The organism is Nonomuraea sp. NPDC003727 (assembly GCF_053586935.1).
The window spans coordinates 106,085-124,654 of sequence record NZ_JBSFNE010000002.1 but is presented as its reverse complement, the minus strand read 5'-3'; the positions used below and the strand labels follow the sequence as shown (position 1 = coordinate 124,654).

Here is an 18,570-nt window from a genome sequence, read left to right as displayed (position 1 = left end):
GGGGTCATGAAAGCCGCCCTTCCCTTACAGCGCTTGACCGCCGGCGAGGCACGGGCCCGGTTCCGGGCGGGGGAGCGCACGCCCACGGCCGGCTGGTGCGAAGGCTGGACACAGGCCAACCTCATCGCCGTCCCCGACACCCTCGCCGGCGACCTGCGCCTGTTCGCCGAGCGCAACCCGCAGGCCTGCCCCGTGCTCGACGTCGGCGAGCCCGGCGCGACCAGCACCCGGATCTTCCCCGGCGACCTGCGCACCGATCTGCCCGGCTACCGGATCTACCGCGACGGCAGGCCGGTCGCCGACGTCGACGACGCCGTCGAGCACTGGCGTCCCGACCTCGTCGCCTTCCTCATCGGCTGCAGCTTCACCTTCGAAGCGGCCCTCATGCGGGCGGGCGTGCCCGTGCGGCATGTCGAGCTGGGCGTCAACGTCCCGATGTACCGCACGGCGGTGCCCTGCCGACCGGCGGGCGCGCTGCGCGGTCCGCTCGTGGTCTCCATGCGTCCCGTCCCCGAACACCTGGTGGCCACCGCGGTCGAGGTCAGCGGGCGCTACCCGCGGGTCCACGGCGCTCCGGTGCACGCCGGCGACCCCGCGGAGCTCGGCATCGCCGACCTGTCCCGGCCCGACCACGGCGACCCCGTCCCCGTACGGCCCGGCGAGGTGCCGCTCTTCTGGGCCTGCGGCGTCACCCCGCAGGAGGCCGTCATGGCCAGCGGCGTCGACTACGCCATCGGCCACCTGCCCGGCCACATGGCGATCACCGACCTTCGGGAGACCTAGCCGGCTACGTGGCCGGGCGGGTGGAGACGCGGACCGGCTCGCCGCCGTCGACCAGCCGGTCGAGCGGGAGCGTCAGCGGTGCCGACGCCGGCCGCAGGAGCACGCCTTCACCCTGTCGGTCCGCCTGCTGCCGGCGGTGTTCGCGGCGGCCTTCACCCGGTCGGTCCGCCTGTTGTCGGCGGCCTTCACCTTGTTGGTCCGCCTGTTGCCGGCGGTGTTCGCGGCGGCACACCCGCCGCGCTGAGCTGCTCGCCCACGCTCGGCGCGCCCCACCGGTTGTCGATCTCCAGATGCGATACGGCCGGCGGCTCGTCCACCATGATCGCCTTCAGGTAGGCGTCGAACGTCGCCAGCTTGCCCTCGTCCCTGGCCAGCCCCCTGGCGACGAGCCGCTCGCGCAGGGTGGCCCCGTCCGAGCGGACCCACACCAGCCTGACCGGGGGCCCGCCGAGCCGCTCGACCCAGTCGGCCCACAGGGCCGCCGAGTGCACCTGCGAGGTGAACGGGCCGTCGAGCAGCACGGGGCAGCCGTGCGCGCGGATCTGCCGGGCCAGCCGCGTCAGGCCCGCGTACTCGTGCCGCTTGACGTGCTCGTCGTACCACGGACCCTCACGCTCACCCCGCGGCCTGCCGTGCACCGACAGCAGTTCGGCGACGAAGTCGCCGTAGACGGCGTCCTTGTCCAGCAGCGCGGGGACCGGGTCGAGCCGCGCCAGCAGGGCGGCGGCGACGGTCGACTTGCCCGCGCCGGGCGGGCCGCTGATCACCCAGACAGGAACCACAAGGTCAGAGCGTACGCGGATCTGCGTACGCCGATGCCGCCCGCCTGCGGACGACCTCCCGCGCGATCATGGACAGACTCGGCGCATGCTCACCATCGTCCTGCGCGCCTTCTCGATCCCCGACCTGCGCAAGAAGCTGCTGTTCACGCTGGGCGTCATCGTGCTGTTCAGGCTGGGGCAGGTGCTGCCCGCGCCCGGCGTCGACATGGTGGCGGTGCAGCAGTGCCTGAGCGGCGCGCGCGGTGGATTCGTCGACCTGGTGCAGCTGTTCAGCGGCGGCGCGATGCTGAAGCTGTCGGTCTTCGCCCTCGGCGTCATGCCGTACATCACGGCCAGCATCATCATGCAGCTGATGGCGGTGCTCATCCCGCGCCTGGACCAGCTCCGCAAGGAGGGGCAGAACGGGCAGGTGAAGATCACGCAGTACACCAGGTACCTCACGGTGGCGCTGGCCGTCCTCAACGCCACGACCGTCGTCGCGCTGGCCCGCTCTGGAATGCTGCTGCCCGGCTGCACCCGCCCCGTGCTGCGCGAGACCGGCCCGCTCGCGCTCGCCGTACTGGTGGCCGTGCTCGTCGCGGGCACCTGCGTGGTGATGTGGCTCGGCGAGCGGATCACCGACAAGGGGATCGGCAGCGGCATGTCCATCCTGATGTTCACCCAGGTCGTCGCCGTCTTCCCGGCCTACATGTCGACGATGTTCGTGCTGAGCCCCTTCACCGCGGTGGTGATCCTCGTCTCGGGCCTGTTCCTCGTCGCGGCGGTCGTCTTCATGGAGCAGGCGCAGCGGCGCGTGCCCGTCCAGTACGCCAAGCGCATGGTCGGGCGACGGATGTACGGCGGAAGCAACACCTACATCCCGCTCAAGGTCAACCAGGCGGGCATCGCCCCGGTGATCTTCGCCTCGTCCCTCCTGTACATTCCCACCCTGGTCGGCGGCTCGGTGCCGTGGATCAGCCAGTACATGGCCGGCGACCACCCGCTCTACATGCTGGTCTACTTCCTGCTGATCGTGGGCTTCTCCTACTTCTACGTCTCCATCACCTTCAACCCGGCCGAGGTGGCCGACAACATGAAGCGCTACGGCGGCTTCGTGCCCGGGATCAGGCCCGGCCGGCCCACCGCCGAGTACCTGGACCACGTGCTGTCGCGACTGACCGCGCCCGGCGCCGTCTACCTGGGCGTGCTCGCGCTGCTGCCCCTGGTGGCCTTCGCGATCCTGCGCGACCCCTCGACGCAGCAGAACTATCCGTTCGGCGGGACGAGCGTGCTCATCATGGTGGGTGTCGGGCTGGACACCGTGAAGCAGATCGAGGCCCAGCTCCAGCAACGCAACTACGAGGGCCTCCTCAGGTGACCGCCGGTCCTGGGGCCGGGGCGGCGTGCCCGGCTGCCCCCCTACGCCCTGGGGAGCACCAGGCCGCCGACGCCGGCGAGACTTACCCGGAGGAGCCCCGCTCGTGCGGCTCACAGCTGAGCGCGCTTGCGTCGCTCTGGCGGGGAGGGGCGGGCTTGCTTGGGTCGGTCAGGCGGGGAGGCTCAGGCCCGCCCGCATGGCGAACACCACGAGCTGGGCCCGGTCGCGCGCACCCAGCTTCACCATGGCCCTGCTCACGTGAGTCCGCACGGTGTCAGGGCTGATCACCAGCTCCTTGGCGATCTCGTCGTTCGACCTGCCGGTGGCCACCCACGCGGCCATCTCCCGCTCCCGAGGCGTCAACGTGTCGAGTCCGGCGACGGGCTCGGCCCCGCCCGTCCTGCCGAACAGGCCGATGACCTTGCGGGTGATGGCGGGCGACAGCAGCGCCTCGCCCGCCGCCACCACCCGGATCGCGCTGACCAGCTCGTCGGGAGCGCTGTCCTTGAGCAGGAACCCGCTCGCGCCCGCCTGCAGCGCGGCGAAGACGTACTCGTCGACCGCGAACGTCGTCACCACCACGATCCTGGTGTCCCGCACGTCCGGCTCGGCGGCGACGGCCCGCAGCACCTGCACGCCGTCCATGCCGGGCATCCTGATGTCGAGCAGCAGCACGTCAGGACGCTTCTCCCTGACCAGCGCCAGCGCCTGCCCGCCGTCGGCCGCCTCTCCGACCAGCTCCAGGTCGGACTCCCTGGCGATGAGCGCCCTGAGCCCCATCCGCACGACCGCCTGATCGTCGGCGATCCCCACCCTGATCATCGCGTCCCGCCCCCGCCGAAACCGCCCTCGACCGGGATAGCGGCATCCCGCCTCTCGCCGGGTTCGCGTTCGGCCGTGAGTACGGCATGCCGCGTCTTGCCGGGTTCGCGTTCGGCCGTGAGTACGGCATGCCGCGTCTCGCCGGGCTCGCCTTCGGCCGTGAGTACGGCATGCCGCGTCTTGCCGGGTTCGCCTTCGGCCGTGAGTACGGCATGCCGCGTCTCTCTGGGGCCACCTTCGCCCGGGGCCACGGTATGCCTGTCGGGAACGCCGCTGCCAGGGGTCACTGGGTCCAGCGTCGCGCCAGGAGCACCTTCGGCCCGGATCACGCGACGCCTCGCGGGAAGCGGGCGACCACGCTGAAGCCGCCGCCGTCCCTGGGGCCCGCGCTGAACTCGCCTCCCGCGGCCAGCACCCGCTCCCGCATGCCGGACAGCCCCCTGCCCTCGCTAGCCACGGAGGCCCCGCGTCCCCGGTCGGCCACCTCGAGCACGAACCCGCCGCGCCCGTCGTCGACCGCCTTCACCAGCGCGCTGGTCGGCCCCGCGTGCCTGATCACGTTCGTCAGGGACTCGCGGGCCACGCGGTAGACGGTGCCGCGCAGGTGCGAGGGCACGTCGGGCTCGGCAGGCTCGAGATCGACGGGCAGGCCCGCGGCCCGGACCCCGGCGACCAGGCCCGTCAGCTGGTCGTCGCCCTCCCGCGCATCGATCAGGTCGAGCGCGCCACGCAGGCCTGCCAGCGCCGCCAGGCTCGTCTCGCGGATCGCCCGCAGCGACTCCCTGGCCTGCTCGGGATTCTCCTCCAGGACCAGCAGCGCGAGCCCGGCCTGCATCGCGATGGTCGAGAAGCCGTGGCCCGCCGCGTCGTGCACCTCACCGGCGATCCTGGCCCGCTCCCGCGCCACCATCTCCGCCGCCAGGGCGCTCGCGGCGGTCCGGCCGTCGGTCGTCTGCGTGGTCAGGGTGTTCGCGTTGGCGCGCGAGCCGGTCGTCTTCGTGGCCGGGGCGCTCGCGGCGGTCCGGCTGTCGGTCGTCTGTGTGGTCAGGGTGTTCGCGTTGGCGTGCGAGCCGGTGGCCAGGGCGCTCGCGGCAGCCAGGCCGTCGGTCGTCTCCGTGGGAAGGGAGTTCGCGGCTGCCTGGGTGCCGGCCGTCCCCGTCGCCAGGGCGCTGGCGGGGGTGCGGGTCGAATCGGCGGACAGAGGGCTCGAGGCGGGCCGCGTGTCGGCGGGTGCGGCCGGGGCCGGGGCCGGGAGCGAGGACTGCCACAGGGCGGCGGCGGGCGATCCGCTCGTGCCCAGTGCCGACCAGGCGTGCAGCCCGGCGGGGCGCGCGGAGCCGTCGAGGCCGGCGGCCCCGTCGGACAGGTCGCCGTAGCAGGCGGGGCGCGCCGAGAGGTCGAGACCCGCAGCCGCCTGGGACCCGTCGCCGTAGCACGCGGCGTGCGACGCGATGCCGGGCGCACCGGCGGTGTGGTGGCGGGCCTGATAAGCCGCCGCGTCGTGACCGGGGAGCAGGTGGGAGGCGCCGTGACGTGCCGCCCCGTCGTGAGTGCGGGGAACATTCGAGGTGCCGTGGCTCGACGTCAGGTCGTGTGTGTGGGGCGCAGGCGAGGCGCCGTGGCGTGCGGCCCCGTCGTGTGTCTGGGGCACAGGCGAGGTGCCGTGACGCGCCGCCCCGTCGTGTGTCTGGGGCACATGGGAGGTGCTGTGACGTGGCGCAGCGACGCGAGCGGTGGGGACGCCTGGCGTGCCGGGGTGGTCGGTCGAAGGCGCCGGCGGCGGGCTGTCGTGGTCGTAGGCGGCGGCCACCGCCGCGCGGGCCTGGGCCAGACCGCTCAGCGAGAGCGGTACCGCCAGCCACCCCGCCCACACCAGCATGACGACGGCGGGCATGTCGCCCATGCGGGCAGCACGGGAGGCCGCCGCGGACATGGACTCCCACAGGCGGCGGACAGGGCGTCGGTCCCGTGTCACCATTCCGCCCAGATCCTAACCAGTTTCGGTGTCCCCGCGATCGACCCTCCCGCGCCCTGAGCCCGGCGGCGCGGCGTGGTCCCGCCCGCGACGGGCGATCAGGCGTATTCGTCGTTGAGCCGCCACCACTCGTAGGGCGCGGTCTGCGGCCAGCCCTCGGGGGAGTCCTCCCAGCTCTCCTGCCTGCCGTACGGGGTCAGGTCGAGCAGGTTGAAGTCCATCCGCAGCCGGTCGGCGCCACGCGAGGTGGTGAAGTAGGTGCGGAAGACGCGCTCGCCGTCGCGCAGGAACACGCTGATGCCGAAGCCGTCACCCGTGCCGCAGTCGAGGTTGAACTGCGGGCCGGAATATAGCGGCTGTCGCCAGTCGAGGCGCTGCCGTACCTTCTCCAGGTCCGCGTACGGCGAGCGTGAAACGACCGCCATGGCGGTGTCCCTGGCTCGCAGGTGCGCCAGGTTGGGGATGTTGTCGGTGAAGGACGCGCATCCCCGGCAGGGCAGGCCGTCCTTGTGCAGCGGCATGAAGTGGTAGACCACGAGCTGGCGGCGGCCCTCGAACAGGTCGAGCAGGCCGACCTTCCCCTCGGGGCCTTCGAAGACGTAGTCGGTGCCGAACTCCACCATCGGCAGGCGACGGCGCTTGGCGGCCAGAGCGTCGAGCAGCCGGGTGGCCGCCTTCTCCTCGACGAGCAACGCGTCGCGAGCCGCCTGCCACTCCTCGGCGGAGACGATCTTCGGAAGGTTCATGGTGGTTCCCCTCGTTTCGTCCTACTCCTAATTTAGGAGTAGACACTTAGATTAAACAAGAGGAAGCGGTATGCTGATCACGTGCGTAGCTATCAGGACCCGTGCGGGGTGGCCCGCGCGCTCGATCTCGTCGGCGAGCGATGGGCGCTCCTGGTGATCCGCGAGCTCATGCTCGGCCCCAAGCGCTTCACCGACCTCCACCGCGACCTGCCGGGCAGCAGCCAGAACGTGCTGTCCCAGCGGCTGCGGGAGCTGGAGACGGCCGGAGTCGTACGGCGGCGCAAGCTGCCGCTGCCCGCGGCCGTCTGGGTGTACGAGCTGACCGAGTGGGGGCTCGGGCTCGAACCGGTCCTGCTGCACCTGGGGCGCTGGGGCAGCCAGGCGCCCATCACGACCACCAACCAGCTCGGGGTCACGTCCCTGCTGATGGCGTTGAAGACGATGTACCTGCCCGGCACCGAGGCGGTCATCGAGCTGCGGACAGGGGAGGAGACCTTCCATGTGCAGGCGTCGCCCTCCGCTATCTCGGTCGGGCGGGGCGGCGCGGCAGTCCGTCCTGACGCGGTGCTGAAGGGGGAGGCGGGGGCGCTGGCCTCGGTGCTCCTCCAGCGCGGGGACCTCGGGGAGGCGGTCGCCACGGGGGTGCTGGAGATCGAGGGCGACGAGGCGGCCGTGACCCGCCTGATCGCCCACCTCGCCGTGTCCGCCTGAGCAGCGCCTCCGCCTACGCACCGTCTCCGGCGGGACGCTGTCTCCGCCTGTGCACCGTCTCCGGCGGGACGCTGTCTCCGCCTGTGCGCTGTCTCCGGCGGGGCACTGTCTCCGCCTGAGCAGCGCCGGCGCCTGCGCGCCCTATCCGGCTGGGCGGCGGCTCCGCAGAGCGCGGCCGAGGTGCCGGTTTCGTGTTCGTGCGTGGCTGCGGGGGTGGAGCACCAGCCCGCCGCGGGCGCGCAGGCCGCAGGCGTAGGTGATCATGTCGTCGTCGAAAACCCTCGGGCGGCCGCCGAAGCGACCATGCTGGCGTGCCGAGGCCTGGCCTCCAGGGATTTCTCCCGATTTACTCCTGGTTCGGGCGTTGTGGTTGCTGGGGGTCTCGGGATCGCGGTCGTGCCGGGCTCTGGGCGAGATGCTCGGGCAGGGGCCTCATCGGCGACTGGGGCTGTAGCCATCGGTGCGGGCATGGTCGTCTTGGGCGTGTGGTAGTCGGCGCACGGCGGCGGAGGCCAGCGGGAGGACGGCCGCGACGGCGTAGACGATGCCGGCGGCCGCAGCCACCTGGAAGCCGCCGAACCTGTCGGCGAGCAGTCCTACGCCCAACTGACCGACAGGGATCGCGATGTAGGACAGCAGGTCGTCGTAGGACGAGACGCGCGAGAGCACCTGCGCGGGGACGTGCTCCTGCAGCGAGGTTTCCCAGCCGACGGCGGCGACTGCGGATCCCAGTCCGGCGACGAAGGCGGCGGCGATCAGCCAGGAGGCGTGCAGGTGCGCACCGAGTGCGAGGAGGGGGAGCGCGCCGAGCGCGCTCATCAACTGGCCCAGCCGCAGCAGGTGCCTGACCACCAGCCGGTACATCAGCGCGCTCACCACCAGCATGCCGACGCCGCGGGCGCTGAGCACGACCCCCCAGGTCTCCTCGCCGCTGAGCTGCTTGGTCAGTACGGGTCCCAGGATCTGCCAGGTGCCAACCTGCACCAGGTTGATCACGCAGCAGCACAGGGACACCGTCCACACCCAGCGAACGCGCCGAAACTCGGTCCAGCCGTCGCGGATGTCGGCCAGCATCCTGGAGGAGGGCCGCGGCGAGGTCGGAGCTGCGGCGAGGGACAATCGGGCGAGGAAGCCCGCCGCGAGGAGGTACGTCAGCGCGTCGAAGGCGATGGCGGGACCCCCACCGGCAGCCGCGACCGCGATCCCGGACAAGCTCGGTCCGAGGATCTTCGTGGTGTTCCTCGCGGATGCCAGCAGGGCGTTCGCCTGCCGTATCCGATCTACGGGGACAAGCTGGGGCACGATGCCGCGCAGCGCCGGCGTGGTGAACGCAGCGAGGACGCCGCTGAGGAACCCCAGGGCGGCCACCGGCGGCAGCGCGTACCTGTCGGTGAGCAGGAGGGCGGCGACGCCGCCCTGGGTGAGGGCCGAGCCCAGGTGGGCGGCCACCAGGACCGTTCGGCGCGGGATGCGGTCAGCGACGGCCCCGCCTATCAGGAGGAAGGCCAGCAGCGGCACCATGTGGGCGGCCAGGACGACACCGAGGTCGCTGGTGCTGCCCGATGCATCCAGGACCCCGAACGCCAGCGCGACCGGCGCCATGGAACTGCCCAGCAGGGACACCACGTGTGCGGAGAGGAACCAGCGGAAGTCGGTCAGTCGCATGAGGGTCGAGCGCATGGGCCGGGAGTCTGCAGGAGCACCGAAGCGGACACTATCGTTTCGGCAGGAGGCGAAAGATGATGCTGTTGCGGCTGAGCACCCTGGCCCTGTCGCGGTCCAGGTTCGCACTGTCCCCGCTCGCCGAGACGCTGGGGTCGATGATGGTGCTTGGCAAGCCCTGCACCGATCCGTGGCTGGCCTCCTGGCATGCCCGCCACCACGGCGCGTTTCGCGCCGCTCTCGAGGCGGACCCCTTCGCCGAGGGCCTGGTCAGGCTGCTGGGTTCGACCAAGTGGCTGCCGAGTCACGTCGTGATCCCGCCGGCGGGCGGCATGCACACCACCCTGCAGGACGAGCTCGCGCAGGTCACCCAGGCGCCCGACGAGGAGGTGCGCGCCGAGTTGGAGAAGTCGGTGGCGCACAGCTGGAAGCAGCACGATCTGGACTGGCTGACCGGACGAGCCTGGGCGGCCCGCACCGCCGACCTGCTCAAGTACACGTGGGAGGCCCATGTGGCCCCCGACTGGCCGCGCCGACGAGCACTACTGGAACGCGACGTCACCTACAGGGCGGGGCTGCTGGCCGCCTACGGCTGGCCGCGTGCTCTGCAGCGCATGAGCCGCCGCAGCGCCTGGGTCGGCGACGACGCCATCCGCTTCAGCGACCAGGACTCCCCGGACCGCGTCGTCGGCGATGAGGGCATGCTGTTCGTCCCGGTCGGCGTGATAAGCAGCGGCACGTGGCTGTGCGAGGCACCGCCGACGTCGTACGCACTGGTCTACCCGGCCCGCGGATCCGCCGACGGCGCGGCGCGAACTCGGCCCGCCCGGTCGCTGGAGCGGCTCATAGGTAGCGGCCGCGCGGCCATCCTGCGCGAACTCGAACACCCCGCGACCAGCAGCGAACTCGCCGCACATTTCGGCCTGTCGCTCGGCACCGTTGGCGGCCACCTGACCATCCTGCGCGATGCGGACCTCGTCGTCGGCACGCGGGTCGGTCGGCGCGTGGTCTACCGGCGCACCGAGACCGGTCACCTGCTCGCCGGCCGAGTGGGCGTCGGGGAGTGAGTCCGCCCGGGGTCAGCGCAGGACGGAGCGGTCCACCGTGCCGGGGTCCAGGACGTGCTCGATCACCATGACCGCCGCGCCGACGACTCCCGCCCGGTCGCCGAGTTCGCTGGTGCGGATGCTCAGGTGCTGGGTCGCCAGCGGGAGCGACCTGCTGTAGATGACCTCCCGCACCCCCGCCAGGACGTGCTCGCCCGCCTCCGCGATGTCCCCGCCGATCACGATCACCGCGGGGTTGAAGAAGTTCACGATGGAGGCCAGTACGTCGCCGACCTCCCTGCCGGCCTGCCTGATCAGCTGGACGGCCTGGGTGTTGCCCTGGCGTACCAGGGTGACGACGTCTCGGCTGTTGGCCGCGGGCACGCCGGCGGCGGCCAGCTTGGCCGCCACGGCGGCGCCGCCCGCGACCGCCTCGAGGCAGCCGGTGTTGCCGCACCGGCAGATCACGTCGGCCGCGGAGGAGACGCGCACGTGGCCGATGTCGCCCGCGGCGCCCTGGGCGCCCCTGTGCAGGCGGCGGTCGGAGATGATGCCGCACCCTATGCCGGTGCCGATCTTGACGAACACCAGTTGGTCGGCCTCCGGTCTGGCCGCCCAGTGCTCGCCGAGCGCCATGATGTTCACGTCGTTGTCGACGAGGACGGCGGCGCCGAGCCGTTCGCCGAGCCACTCGGGGACGGGGAAGCCGTCCCAGCCGGGCATGATGGGCGGGCTGATCGGGCGGCCCGAGGCGTGTTCGACGGGCCCGGGCAGGCCGACGCCGACGCCGCAGATCTGCTCGACGGTGTGGCCGGTCTCGGCGAGCAGGTCGAGGAAGGTGTCGACGAGCCATTGGAGTGTCGGCTCGGGGCCGCGGTCGATCGGCAGGTCGGCGGTGCGCTCGGCGAGCACGGTGGTGGCCAGGTCGGTCACCGCGACCCTGGCGTGGGTGGCGCCGAGGTCGGCCGACAGCACGACGCGGGCCGCGCTGTTGAACGCGAACGCCACGGCGGGCCTGCCGCCCGAGGAGATGGCCTCTTCGGTGGGCACGATCCACTGGTGGTTCAGCAGCGCGTCGAGCCGCTGCGAGACCGTGGACCTGGCCAGGCCGGTGAGCTGGACGAGCTCGGCTCTGGTGCGGGCCTGGCCGTCCCTGAGGATCGCCAGCAGTGCGCCTGCTCCGGCGACCGCGCCGCCTGGTTCGTTCAGCATGTCCGACGACAACCCCCGCTCCTCCCGCCACCCCGATGCAATATGTCGAATTGAATCACACTTGTGCATGACCATCGGCGGAAGAATCATGTCATCTCCGCGCACGATGGCGGGCCGGTGTTGGCGCGCCCATGGCTCGTCGCACACCGGGACCCTCGCTCGCGCGCACGGCATGCGCGGCGCGAGGTTCCGGTGGCGCGACGACTCGCGCGGCGCCGGGCATGCGGGACATGCCGGGGACGCGCCGCGCGAATCCCGGACGGCTCAGCCGTTGGTCAGCCAGCGCAGCGGGTTGCCGTGGGTGATGGACCGGATCGTCTCCTCGTCCACCCCCGTCTCCCGCAGGCGCGGAAGGAGCGTGCGGAAGGCGTGGGAGTACCCGGCCCCGCCGTACCGCTGGAGCTGGGCGACGCGGGAGACGCCGCTGCCGAGCAGCAGCCGGTCGGCGTGCCCCTCGGAGATGAGCTCCCGCGCGATCGCGGCCGCCTGGGTGGCGCCGAGCGTCACCGACGACAGCCCGACGTAGGCGCCGGCCTCGGCGACCTTGCGCGCGACGGCGGGGTCGGGGGCGGTGCAGGCGACGCTCACCCGCGACGCCGGCAGCCCCTGGCCGAGCAGGATCTCCAGCAGCGCGAGGCCGTTCTGGCCGTGGGTGGCGACGGGCAGGCGGGTGGAGAGCGAGGCCCTGGCGGCGGCCACCAGGCAGCGCTCCTCGGTGGGCGTGGGCTCGGCGCTCCAGGCGCCGACCTCGCCGATGACTCCGGGCAGGATGCCGGTGCCGTCGAGGCCCGAGGTGATCTCGTCCATGAGCCGCGCGGTGAGGGTGTCGACGTCGTCCTTGCGCACCTGCGTGAACGGTTCGGCGAACAGGCCGGTCGAGGCGATGACCGGCACCCTGCTGCCCGCGGCGACGCGGGCGAGGGAGGCGGCGTCCCTGCCCATGCCGATGCAGGACAGCTCGACGGTGAGCCCGAGGTCGTCCGACTGGCGCAGCTCGCGAAGCTCTTCGGTGACGGTGCGCTCCTCGTCGAGCCAGCGGTGGGGGTCGGAGTCGATGCCGACCGCCCAGCGCAGGTCGCAGCGCAGGTGCTCGTGGGGGAGGACGGCACCGGTGATCGCGTCGGCGCGGATCGGACCGGTGACGGTGCGTATCAGAACCTCGGGCATGCACGACATTAACCGACGTTTGCCGGTAGAGGCCTAATGTCGGCAGAAAGTTTTACCCGGCGGAGGTTTCACCGCTGACCTGCGGTGACAAGCCGCGCCACTCCGGCGCGATGTCTGCCGTGGCGCGGCTTTTCCCCCATTAGGCTGGATGGGTGGCAATGGACTCCGAAACCGGTGACGCCGACCAGCTGAAAGACGAGGCGGCGCGTCGCTCCGGCATACACGGCTGGCTCGACGGCATCAGGTCGACCAGGACCGGCGCCCTCACGCTCAAGATCGTCATCGGTGTGATCGGCGCGGTGATGGTCGTGGGCGGCCTCATCATGGTGCCGTTCCCCGGCCCCGGGTGGCTGGTCGTCTTCGCGGGCCTGGCGGTGCTGGCCACCGAGTTCCACTGGGCGCACAACCTCCTGGTGTTCGGCAAGCGCGTCCTCGGCGCCTGGACCGTCTGGTACAAGCAGCAGGGCTGGACGGTGCGGATCCTCGTCCTGCTCGTCACGCTGGCCACGATGGGTGTGATCATCTGGGCCGCGATGAAGCTGAGCCTCGGCATCGACCTGGTGGTCGAAGGCCGCAAGATCCTCGGTATCTGACATTCATGCCCATTCGTTCTGCTGGCGGGACGAAGAGGTGATCGCTGCCTAGGCTGCCGCCGTGCTCTCCGTCCTCGTGGCCCTCGCCCTCATCCCCCTTCCCGGGACATCCGTGGTGCTCCAGGAGAAGCCCGGCGACCCCGTACGGCTGACCGCGTACGGCCTCGGCACCCGGCAGGCCTACCTCCGCGGCGCCACCGCCTTCGCCCGGCAGCGCGGCGCCGCCGAGGTCGTCGTCTCGCCCGACGGCCGGTTCGCCGCCGCCGTACCGGCCGCCTACACGGGCGGGCGCGACGCCCTCGTCGTCACCGACCGCACGACCGGCAGGGTGAAGCGCATCCCCACGGTCGCCAGGCCGCTGATGGCCTCCTACGCCTCCTGGTCGCGCGACGGCACGAAGGTGCTGCTCACGCTGGAGCGGAAGACCGCGGGCAAGTGGCGCACCGGCGGCTACGTCACGGTCGACGTGGCCGCGGGCACCGCGCGCACGACCGTGGTCGCGGACGCCGACCCGGCCGCCACCTACTGGTGGACTCCGGACGGCGGGGTGATCGCCCAGCAGGGTGGCGGTGCGATCGTCCTCCGGGCGGGGCGACGGCCCCGGCTCCTGCCCGGTGCCGGCACCCCCGCGGGGCCGGACCTCTTCTCACCCTCGGGCGGGCGGATGGTCACCTGGTGTCCCGCCCGGTACGCCGAGCACGTGTGCCTGGCCGACCCGGCGACCGGGAGGATCGTGACGCGGTCGCGGCTGAAGCCCGAGACGGTGGTCGGCTGGTGGAACGAGAGCAGGCTGATCGCCGTCGTGCCACATCAGAAGGGCTATCGCCTCGTCGTGGCCGACACCGCCGGCCGGGTCAGGCGGGTGCTCGCGGCGATTCCGTCCGGCACCTGGCAGGCCGAACTCTGGCTGAGCTTCACCCGCAAGTGAGAAGGTGCCTCCCGTGAGCTTAAGCACCCTCCTTCTCGCGGCCACGCTCGCCCTCACCGGGGCGGACGTCAAACTGCCAGGGGCCGACGTGACCCTGCGCGAGCAGCCGGGCGACCCGAAGCGGGTCACCGCCTTCACCACCGCCGGCTCGGCCTACCTGCGGACCGGCGGCTCGTTCGCGTGGCAGCGCTCCTACAACGACCTCTCGGTCTCCCCCGGGGGCGGGTTCGTCGCCGCCGTCCCCAGGAAGTTCGCCAAGGGCTACGACCGGATCGCCATCGTCAACCGGGCCACCGGCAGGACCACGAAGATCCGCACGGTCAAGGCGCCCATGGTGGCGGGCTCGCCGTACTGGTCGCCCGACGGGCGCAAGGTCGTGCTGACCGTCTCGAAGGGCGACGACACGGGCGGCGGCTGGCGCAGCGTCGGATTCGTCGTGGTCGACGTGGCCGCCAGGCGCGCCCGGGTCGTCAAGGTGCGTGACGCCTACCACGACGCGCTGTTCCAGTGGTCGCCCGACGGCCGGCGCGTGGTCTCCGACTACTGGGACGGCGTCCGCTTCTACCTGACCGACGGCAGGGTGGCCTGGACCCTGTGGCGGACGGGCGGGCTCGTCGGCGGCGAGAGCGCCTTCTCCCCGGACGGCAGGCGGATGGCCACCTGGTGCCCCAAGCGGTACAAGGCCGTCCTGTGCACCTGGAACCCCTACAACGGCAAGATCGACAAGAAGGTGAAGGTCCGCGCCGTCGCCTCCTACGGCTGGTGGGACCGCGAGCACCTGATCGCGGTCGGCAGGCAGGGCCGCGGCTACCTGGGCGTGGTGGTCGACCTGAAGGGAAAGGTCGTGCGCCCGCTGGCTGAGATCGGCCGCTCCGCGTGGCGCGACCAGGACGTCTACCTGAGCTACACGCGCGACTGAGGACCCGCGGGCGGCCGGCGGGCGGACGTCAGAGGTAGAGGCCGGTGCCGTGGTCGGTCTCGTGCGTGGCCACGGCATGCAGGTCACGCTCGCGCATGACGAGGTAGACCTTGGTGTGCAGCTCGACTTCGTACTGGTCCTCGGGGTTGAGCAGCACCTTGTCGCCCACCTTCACCGCGCGCACGTTGGCTCCCACGCCGCAGACCTCGCCCCAGGCCAGCCTGTTGGCCATCTTGACCGTCGCGGGGATCACGATGCCGGCGCCGCTGCGCCGTTCCTCGCCGTCCTTCTCCAGCCGGATCATCACCCGGTCGTGAAGCATCTGGATCTCGAACTTGGGGTCTGCCACGAATGTCAGTCTACGCGGGCCCGTAGGGCCGATTCCCCTGACAGCCGGGTCAGCGGGCGATAACGTGCCGAGAGCCAGGGGGCGGGCGAGGGTTTGCGGGGGGCGGCGCGCTGTGACCCGGTTGTGCGGCGGGGGGTCGCCGGGCGCCGAGATCGGTCCGATCTCGCTGGTGCCCGCCTACTTCCATCCCCGCACCGCGGGCGAGGCATGGCGGCGCCTGCTGGTCGATCCGCCGCGCATGGCGGTGGTCTCCGTCGACCACGGGCCAGGCCAGGCGAGAGATCCGGGGTGCGCGGCCGCCGTGGCCGCCCTGGTGGCCGCCGGCACCCAGGTCCTCGGCTACGCCGACACCGACTTCGGCCTGCGCCCGGCCGCGCAGGTCCGCGCCGACCTGCGCCGCTACCTGGTCTGGTACGGCATCCGCGGCGCCTTCCTCGACCAGGTGGCCGCCTCGGCCGAGCGCCTGGCGCACTACGCGGAGCTGGTGGCGGAGGTGCGGGGGCCGGTCGTGCTCAACCCGGGCGTCTACCCCGACCCCGCCTACGTCTCGCTCGCCGACATCCTCGTCACCTTCGAGGGCCCGCTGCCGGCCTACCGCGCGATGCGCGTGCCGGCCTGGGCGCGGCGCCTGGCCAGGGAGCGGTTCTGCCATCTGGTGCACGGCGTGCCGTACGAGCAGGTGGCGCCGACTCTCCGCAAGGCCGCACGGCATGCGGGCACCGTCCACGTGACGGACAGGACGGGGGCGGCCCCCTGGCGGGATCTACCCACATATTTCGGGTGAGCATGGCAGGATGACCGCCATGATCATGGCGTTCGGGTCCGCGGACTGGCAGTGGATCAACCCGCCCCGCGAGTGGACCGCCGACGACGGCCTCAGCCTGGTCTGCGACGCCGGCACGGATCTGTGGCGGCGGACCCGCTACGGCTACACCTACGACACCGCCCACCTGTTCGGCCGGATCGTCTCGGGCGACTTCCTGCTGACGGTGACGTTCTCGGGGGGCTACGCCGAGCAGTACGACCAGGCGGGCGCCGTCCTGCGGATCGACGAGGAGAACTGGATCAAGGCGGGTGTCGAGTACGTCGACGGCGCCTTCCACCTCAGCACCGTCGTCACCCGCCAGGTGTCGGACTGGTCGGCGCTGCCGCTGCCCGCCGCCGCGGAGAGCGTCACGTTCACGATGGAGCGCAGGGGGGACGCGGTGACCGTCGGCTACGGCCTGGACGGCGCGGCCCCCGCGTCGACGCTGCGGCTGGCCTACTTCCCGCCGGGCGCGCCCGCGCTGGCGGGGGCGATGGCCGCGGCTCCGGTGGGTAAGGGCTTCCCCGTCCGCTTCGACTCCCTGAGCGTCACCCCCGCCTGACCGGTCACGACAGCGGTCGGCCGGTCACGGCGCCCGGTCCGCCCCCGGTCACGGCAGGGTCAGCTCGGCGAACACGGGCCGGTGGTCCGTACCCGCCAGCTGATGGACGCTGAAGGACCGCACCCCCATCCGCTGGTCGGCCAGCACGTGGTCGATCGTCACCCCGGGCACGGGCCGCCACCCCTGCTGCGGCCAGGTCGCGGTGAACCCCAGTCCCGCCGCGTCGGCCGCGTCGCGGTAGCCGGAGGCGAGCAGTTCCCCGACCGGCCAGTGGTCCAGCGTGGCGTTGAAGTCGCCCGCCAGCACCGTCAGCCGCTGTCCCGCCCTGGGCAGCGCCGCCAGCCCCGACCGCCAGCAGGCCATCTTCGCGGCGTGGCTGGGCGCGCACGGATGCACGGAGACCACCTCGATCTCCGGCCCGCCCTTGACGCCGACCACGGCGCGGGCCTGCCGGAAGCCGCCGAGCGCGATCATCGGCTGCTCGGTCAGCGGGTGCGTGGAGTAGATCCCCGACCCCCAGACGCCGGTGTGGGACCTGTCGACGACGTACGGCATGCGCTCACGCAGCCCCAGCTCGTCGAGCCGGTCCCGGGCCGCGGGCGTCAGCTCCTGGATGGTGAGCACGTCGGGCCGCAACCGCTCGACCAGCCGCATCAGCTCCGCGCCGTCTCCCGCGCCGACGGCGAGGTTGGCGGCCAGCACCTTGAAGGCGGTGCCGCCGGAGGGGCCGGCGTCGGCGAAGGACCGCGGCAGGACGGCCAGCGCCAGCGCCCCCGCCGTCACCGCGGCCACCGCCAGCGGGACCCACCGCCTCAGCAGGCCGGCCGCCAGCACCGGAACCGCCGAGGCGGCGGCGACGTACGGGGTGAACGCGACGAGCTGGATCCACCGGTCACCCACGTCCGCCCCGGTCACCCTGAGCAGCGCCCAGACGGCGAACGGCAGCACGAGCACCCAGGCCAGCACGGTACGGATCATGGGAGGGAACCTACCTGGCCGGTGTGCAGAAACCGTGAAGACCGCCCGCGATCCTCGGTGCAGCCGGATAGGAGCCTCAGACGGTGACCGAGGACTCCACCGGCAGCCCCGCCTCGACCCAGTCCTGGATGCCCTCGCGGTACTTGCGCACGTCGGTGTACCCGAGAGCGGCCAGCCGGTTGGCCACGGCCTGGCTGTTGGGGCAGGCGGGGTTGGAGCAGTAGGTGACGATCGCCGCGTGCTTGTCGGGCAGCAGGGCGGCGGCCCGCTCCTCGACCTCGCTCTCGACCAGAGCGACGGCACCCGGCAGGTGCTGCTGCGCGTAGTAGTCGCCGCCGAGCGCGTCCACCACGGTGACGGTGCCGGCGTCGATCGCGGCCTTGAGCTCGTCGCGGGAGATGAGCTGGGTCATTGCGACCTCCTGAAAAAATGGACTACAGTCCGGTTTGTGGATGGCACGGAAATTACCGGACCGCAGTCCGGTTCGTCAAGCGAGGTTCTGGAGATCCTGCGCAACCGCCCGCCCCAGGAGCGGGCAGACGCTGCCCGCAACCGCGAGAAGGTGCTGGCCGCGGCGGCCAGGCTGTTCGCCGACAAGGGCGTGGAGGCGGTCTCCATGGACGCGATCGCCGCCGAGGCGGGAGTGGGGAAGGGCACGCTGTTCCGCCGGTTCGGCGACAAGTCGGGGCTGGCGGTCGCCCTGCTCGACGCCCGCGAACGCGACCTGCAGGAACGCGTCCTGTCCGGGCCGCCCCCGCTGGGCCCCGGGGGTGCCGGCCGCGACGTCGCACCGGCCGAACGGCTCGCCGCCTTCGTCGCCGCCTACCTCGACTACCTGTTCGCCCACCTCGACCTGGTGCGGATGTCGGAGACGGCCAGCCCGGGGGCGCGCTACCGGATCGGCGCCTACGTCTTCTGGCACCGGCACGTGGCGATCCTGCTCGGCCAGGCGCTGCCGGGCGCGGACGCCGACGCGCTGGCGCACGCCGTCCTCGCGGGGCTCGGGGGCGAGCCCGCCACCATGCTCAAGGACAGGTACGGCGAGCCGCGTGCCCGCGCCGCGCTCACCCAGGCGGCACTGGCGGTCTGCGGCACCGGCGAGCCCCGGAACGACGGGGCCGCGCCCGACCGCGGGTGACCACCGGCGAGCCCCGGAACGACGGGGCCGCGCCC

The 18,570-nt window shown here is 72.3% G+C and carries 20 protein-coding genes; 10 read left to right on the top strand and 10 right to left on the bottom strand.

What is annotated here, in order from left to right:
* Window positions 1-6 precede the first annotated feature (6 nt).
* Window positions 7-783, top strand: coding sequence for a putative hydro-lyase (locus ACWDLG_RS05870; RefSeq protein ID WP_449916418.1), 777 nt, complete (start codon window positions 7-9; stop codon window positions 781-783).
* Window positions 784-968: 185 nt separating this feature from the next.
* Here the strand turns inward: ACWDLG_RS05870 and ACWDLG_RS05865 are convergent, their stop codons facing one another.
* Window positions 969-1,565 carry an AAA family ATPase gene (locus ACWDLG_RS05865; RefSeq protein WP_449916417.1) on the bottom strand — a complete coding sequence of 199 codons (597 nt, stop codon included), beginning with the start codon at window positions 1,563-1,565 and terminating at the stop codon, window positions 969-971.
* A gap of 85 nt (window positions 1,566-1,650) precedes the next feature.
* On the opposite strand from ACWDLG_RS05865, the gene secY reads away from it, so the two are divergent.
* Window positions 1,651-2,922 (top strand): preprotein translocase subunit SecY, encoded by a 1,272-nt coding sequence (secY, locus tag ACWDLG_RS05860; protein WP_449916414.1) that lies wholly within the window; start codon window positions 1,651-1,653, stop codon window positions 2,920-2,922.
* A 168-nt stretch (window positions 2,923-3,090) separates the two neighbouring features.
* On the opposite strand, the gene ACWDLG_RS05855 is transcribed toward secY, so the two are convergent.
* From ACWDLG_RS05855 to ACWDLG_RS05845, 3 genes are all read right to left on the bottom strand, one after another.
* Window positions 3,091-3,744 (bottom strand): response regulator, encoded by a 654-nt coding sequence (locus ACWDLG_RS05855; protein WP_449916412.1) that lies wholly within the window; start codon window positions 3,742-3,744, stop codon window positions 3,091-3,093.
* Between the two features lie 325 nt (window positions 3,745-4,069).
* Window positions 4,070-5,722: a histidine kinase gene (locus tag ACWDLG_RS05850; RefSeq protein WP_449916409.1), complete on the bottom strand. Its 1,653-nt coding sequence runs from the start codon at window positions 5,720-5,722 to the stop codon at window positions 4,070-4,072.
* A 95-nt stretch (window positions 5,723-5,817) separates the two neighbouring features.
* Window positions 5,818-6,465: a DUF899 domain-containing protein gene (locus tag ACWDLG_RS05845; protein ID WP_449916407.1), complete on the bottom strand. Its 648-nt coding sequence runs from the start codon at window positions 6,463-6,465 to the stop codon at window positions 5,818-5,820.
* Window positions 6,466-6,546: 81 nt separating this feature from the next.
* Between ACWDLG_RS05845 and ACWDLG_RS05840 the strand changes: the two genes are divergently transcribed.
* The gene (locus ACWDLG_RS05840; protein WP_449916405.1) at window positions 6,547-7,176 is read left to right on the top strand and encodes a winged helix-turn-helix transcriptional regulator; all 630 of its coding nucleotides are present in this window, start codon (window positions 6,547-6,549) and stop codon (window positions 7,174-7,176) included.
* 432 nt (window positions 7,177-7,608) lie between these two features.
* Here ACWDLG_RS05840 and ACWDLG_RS05835 read toward each other — a convergent pair whose 3' ends face one another.
* Complete coding sequence (locus tag ACWDLG_RS05835; RefSeq protein ID WP_449916404.1) at window positions 7,609-8,856, bottom strand: MFS transporter; 1,248 nt, start codon at window positions 8,854-8,856, stop codon at window positions 7,609-7,611.
* 59 nt (window positions 8,857-8,915) lie between these two features.
* On the opposite strand from ACWDLG_RS05835, the gene ACWDLG_RS05830 reads away from it, so the two are divergent.
* On the top strand, window positions 8,916-9,905 hold the full coding sequence (locus tag ACWDLG_RS05830) for a helix-turn-helix domain-containing protein (RefSeq protein ID WP_449916402.1): 990 nt from the start codon (window positions 8,916-8,918) through the stop codon (window positions 9,903-9,905).
* 12 nt (window positions 9,906-9,917) lie between these two features.
* Here the strand turns inward: ACWDLG_RS05830 and ACWDLG_RS05825 are convergent, their stop codons facing one another.
* Together ACWDLG_RS05825 and ACWDLG_RS05820 are read right to left on the bottom strand one after the other, a co-directional pair.
* The gene (locus ACWDLG_RS05825) at window positions 9,918-11,096 is read right to left on the bottom strand and encodes an ROK family protein (protein ID WP_354913067.1); all 1,179 of its coding nucleotides are present in this window, start codon (window positions 11,094-11,096) and stop codon (window positions 9,918-9,920) included.
* Between the two features lie 264 nt (window positions 11,097-11,360).
* Window positions 11,361-12,263, bottom strand: coding sequence for a phosphotriesterase family protein (locus ACWDLG_RS05820; protein WP_449916399.1), 903 nt, complete (start codon window positions 12,261-12,263; stop codon window positions 11,361-11,363).
* A gap of 158 nt (window positions 12,264-12,421) precedes the next feature.
* Here ACWDLG_RS05820 and ACWDLG_RS05815 point away from each other — a divergent pair, with 158 nt between their 5' ends.
* The 3 genes from ACWDLG_RS05815 (at window position 12,422) to ACWDLG_RS05805 (ending at window position 14,703) form a co-directional block, all read left to right on the top strand.
* Entirely contained in the window at window positions 12,422-12,856 is a 435-nt protein-coding gene (locus tag ACWDLG_RS05815; protein WP_354913197.1) for a TIGR02611 family protein, read from the top strand.
* 61 nt (window positions 12,857-12,917) lie between these two features.
* Complete coding sequence (locus ACWDLG_RS05810; RefSeq protein ID WP_449916396.1) at window positions 12,918-13,784, top strand: hypothetical protein; 867 nt, start codon at window positions 12,918-12,920, stop codon at window positions 13,782-13,784.
* A gap of 13 nt (window positions 13,785-13,797) precedes the next feature.
* Window positions 13,798-14,703 (top strand): TolB family protein, encoded by a 906-nt coding sequence (locus ACWDLG_RS05805; RefSeq protein WP_449916394.1) that lies wholly within the window; start codon window positions 13,798-13,800, stop codon window positions 14,701-14,703.
* Between the two features lie 28 nt (window positions 14,704-14,731).
* On the opposite strand, the gene ACWDLG_RS05800 is transcribed toward ACWDLG_RS05805, so the two are convergent.
* Window positions 14,732-15,052 carry a GroES family chaperonin gene (locus ACWDLG_RS05800; RefSeq protein ID WP_449916392.1) on the bottom strand — a complete coding sequence of 107 codons (321 nt, stop codon included), beginning with the start codon at window positions 15,050-15,052 and terminating at the stop codon, window positions 14,732-14,734.
* Window positions 15,053-15,164: 112 nt separating this feature from the next.
* On the opposite strand from ACWDLG_RS05800, the gene ACWDLG_RS05795 reads away from it, so the two are divergent.
* Together ACWDLG_RS05795 and ACWDLG_RS05790 are read left to right on the top strand one after the other, a co-directional pair.
* Window positions 15,165-15,836 (top strand): spherulation-specific family 4 protein, encoded by a 672-nt coding sequence (locus ACWDLG_RS05795; protein WP_449916389.1) that lies wholly within the window; start codon window positions 15,165-15,167, stop codon window positions 15,834-15,836.
* 10 nt (window positions 15,837-15,846) lie between these two features.
* Window positions 15,847-16,419, top strand: a complete 573-nt coding sequence (locus ACWDLG_RS05790; RefSeq protein WP_449916386.1) for a DUF1349 domain-containing protein — start codon at window positions 15,847-15,849, stop codon at window positions 16,417-16,419.
* A 48-nt stretch (window positions 16,420-16,467) separates the two neighbouring features.
* Here the strand turns inward: ACWDLG_RS05790 and ACWDLG_RS05785 are convergent, their stop codons facing one another.
* A complete protein-coding gene (locus ACWDLG_RS05785; RefSeq protein ID WP_449916384.1) occupies window positions 16,468-17,397 on the bottom strand; it encodes an endonuclease/exonuclease/phosphatase family protein in 930 nt (309 codons plus the stop codon).
* A 76-nt stretch (window positions 17,398-17,473) separates the two neighbouring features.
* A complete protein-coding gene (locus ACWDLG_RS05780) occupies window positions 17,474-17,809 on the bottom strand; it encodes a rhodanese-like domain-containing protein (RefSeq protein ID WP_449916382.1) in 336 nt (111 codons plus the stop codon).
* A 36-nt stretch (window positions 17,810-17,845) separates the two neighbouring features.
* Here ACWDLG_RS05780 and ACWDLG_RS05775 point away from each other — a divergent pair, with 36 nt between their 5' ends.
* Window positions 17,846-18,535 carry a TetR/AcrR family transcriptional regulator gene (locus ACWDLG_RS05775; protein WP_449916380.1) on the top strand — a complete coding sequence of 230 codons (690 nt, stop codon included), beginning with the start codon at window positions 17,846-17,848 and terminating at the stop codon, window positions 18,533-18,535.
* Window positions 18,536-18,570: the final 35 nt, after the last annotated feature.

Coding starts and splice junctions, on each gene's coding strand:
- ACWDLG_RS05870 (WP_449916418.1), top strand. CDS start 7: ATGAAAGCCGCCCTTCCCTTACAGCGCTTGACCGCCGGCGAGGCACGG.
- secY (WP_449916414.1), top strand. CDS start 1,651: ATGCTCACCATCGTCCTGCGCGCCTTCTCGATCCCCGACCTGCGCAAG.
- ACWDLG_RS05855 (WP_449916412.1), bottom strand. CDS start 3,744: ATGATCAGGGTGGGGATCGCCGACGATCAGGCGGTCGTGCGGATGGGG.
- ACWDLG_RS05850 (WP_449916409.1), bottom strand. CDS start 5,722: ATGGTGACACGGGACCGACGCCCTGTCCGCCGCCTGTGGGAGTCCATG.
- ACWDLG_RS05845 (WP_449916407.1), bottom strand. CDS start 6,465: ATGAACCTTCCGAAGATCGTCTCCGCCGAGGAGTGGCAGGCGGCTCGC.
- ACWDLG_RS05835 (WP_449916404.1), bottom strand. CDS start 8,856: ATGCGCTCGACCCTCATGCGACTGACCGACTTCCGCTGGTTCCTCTCC.
- ACWDLG_RS05830 (WP_449916402.1), top strand. CDS start 8,916: ATGATGCTGTTGCGGCTGAGCACCCTGGCCCTGTCGCGGTCCAGGTTC.
- ACWDLG_RS05825 (WP_354913067.1), bottom strand. CDS start 11,096: ATGCTGAACGAACCAGGCGGCGCGGTCGCCGGAGCAGGCGCACTGCTG.
- ACWDLG_RS05820 (WP_449916399.1), bottom strand. CDS start 12,263: ATGCCCGAGGTTCTGATACGCACCGTCACCGGTCCGATCCGCGCCGAC.
- ACWDLG_RS05815 (WP_354913197.1), top strand. CDS start 12,422: ATGGACTCCGAAACCGGTGACGCCGACCAGCTGAAAGACGAGGCGGCG.
- ACWDLG_RS05790 (WP_449916386.1), top strand. CDS start 15,847: ATGACCGCCATGATCATGGCGTTCGGGTCCGCGGACTGGCAGTGGATC.
- ACWDLG_RS05785 (WP_449916384.1), bottom strand. CDS start 17,397: ATGATCCGTACCGTGCTGGCCTGGGTGCTCGTGCTGCCGTTCGCCGTC.
- ACWDLG_RS05780 (WP_449916382.1), bottom strand. CDS start 17,809: ATGACCCAGCTCATCTCCCGCGACGAGCTCAAGGCCGCGATCGACGCC.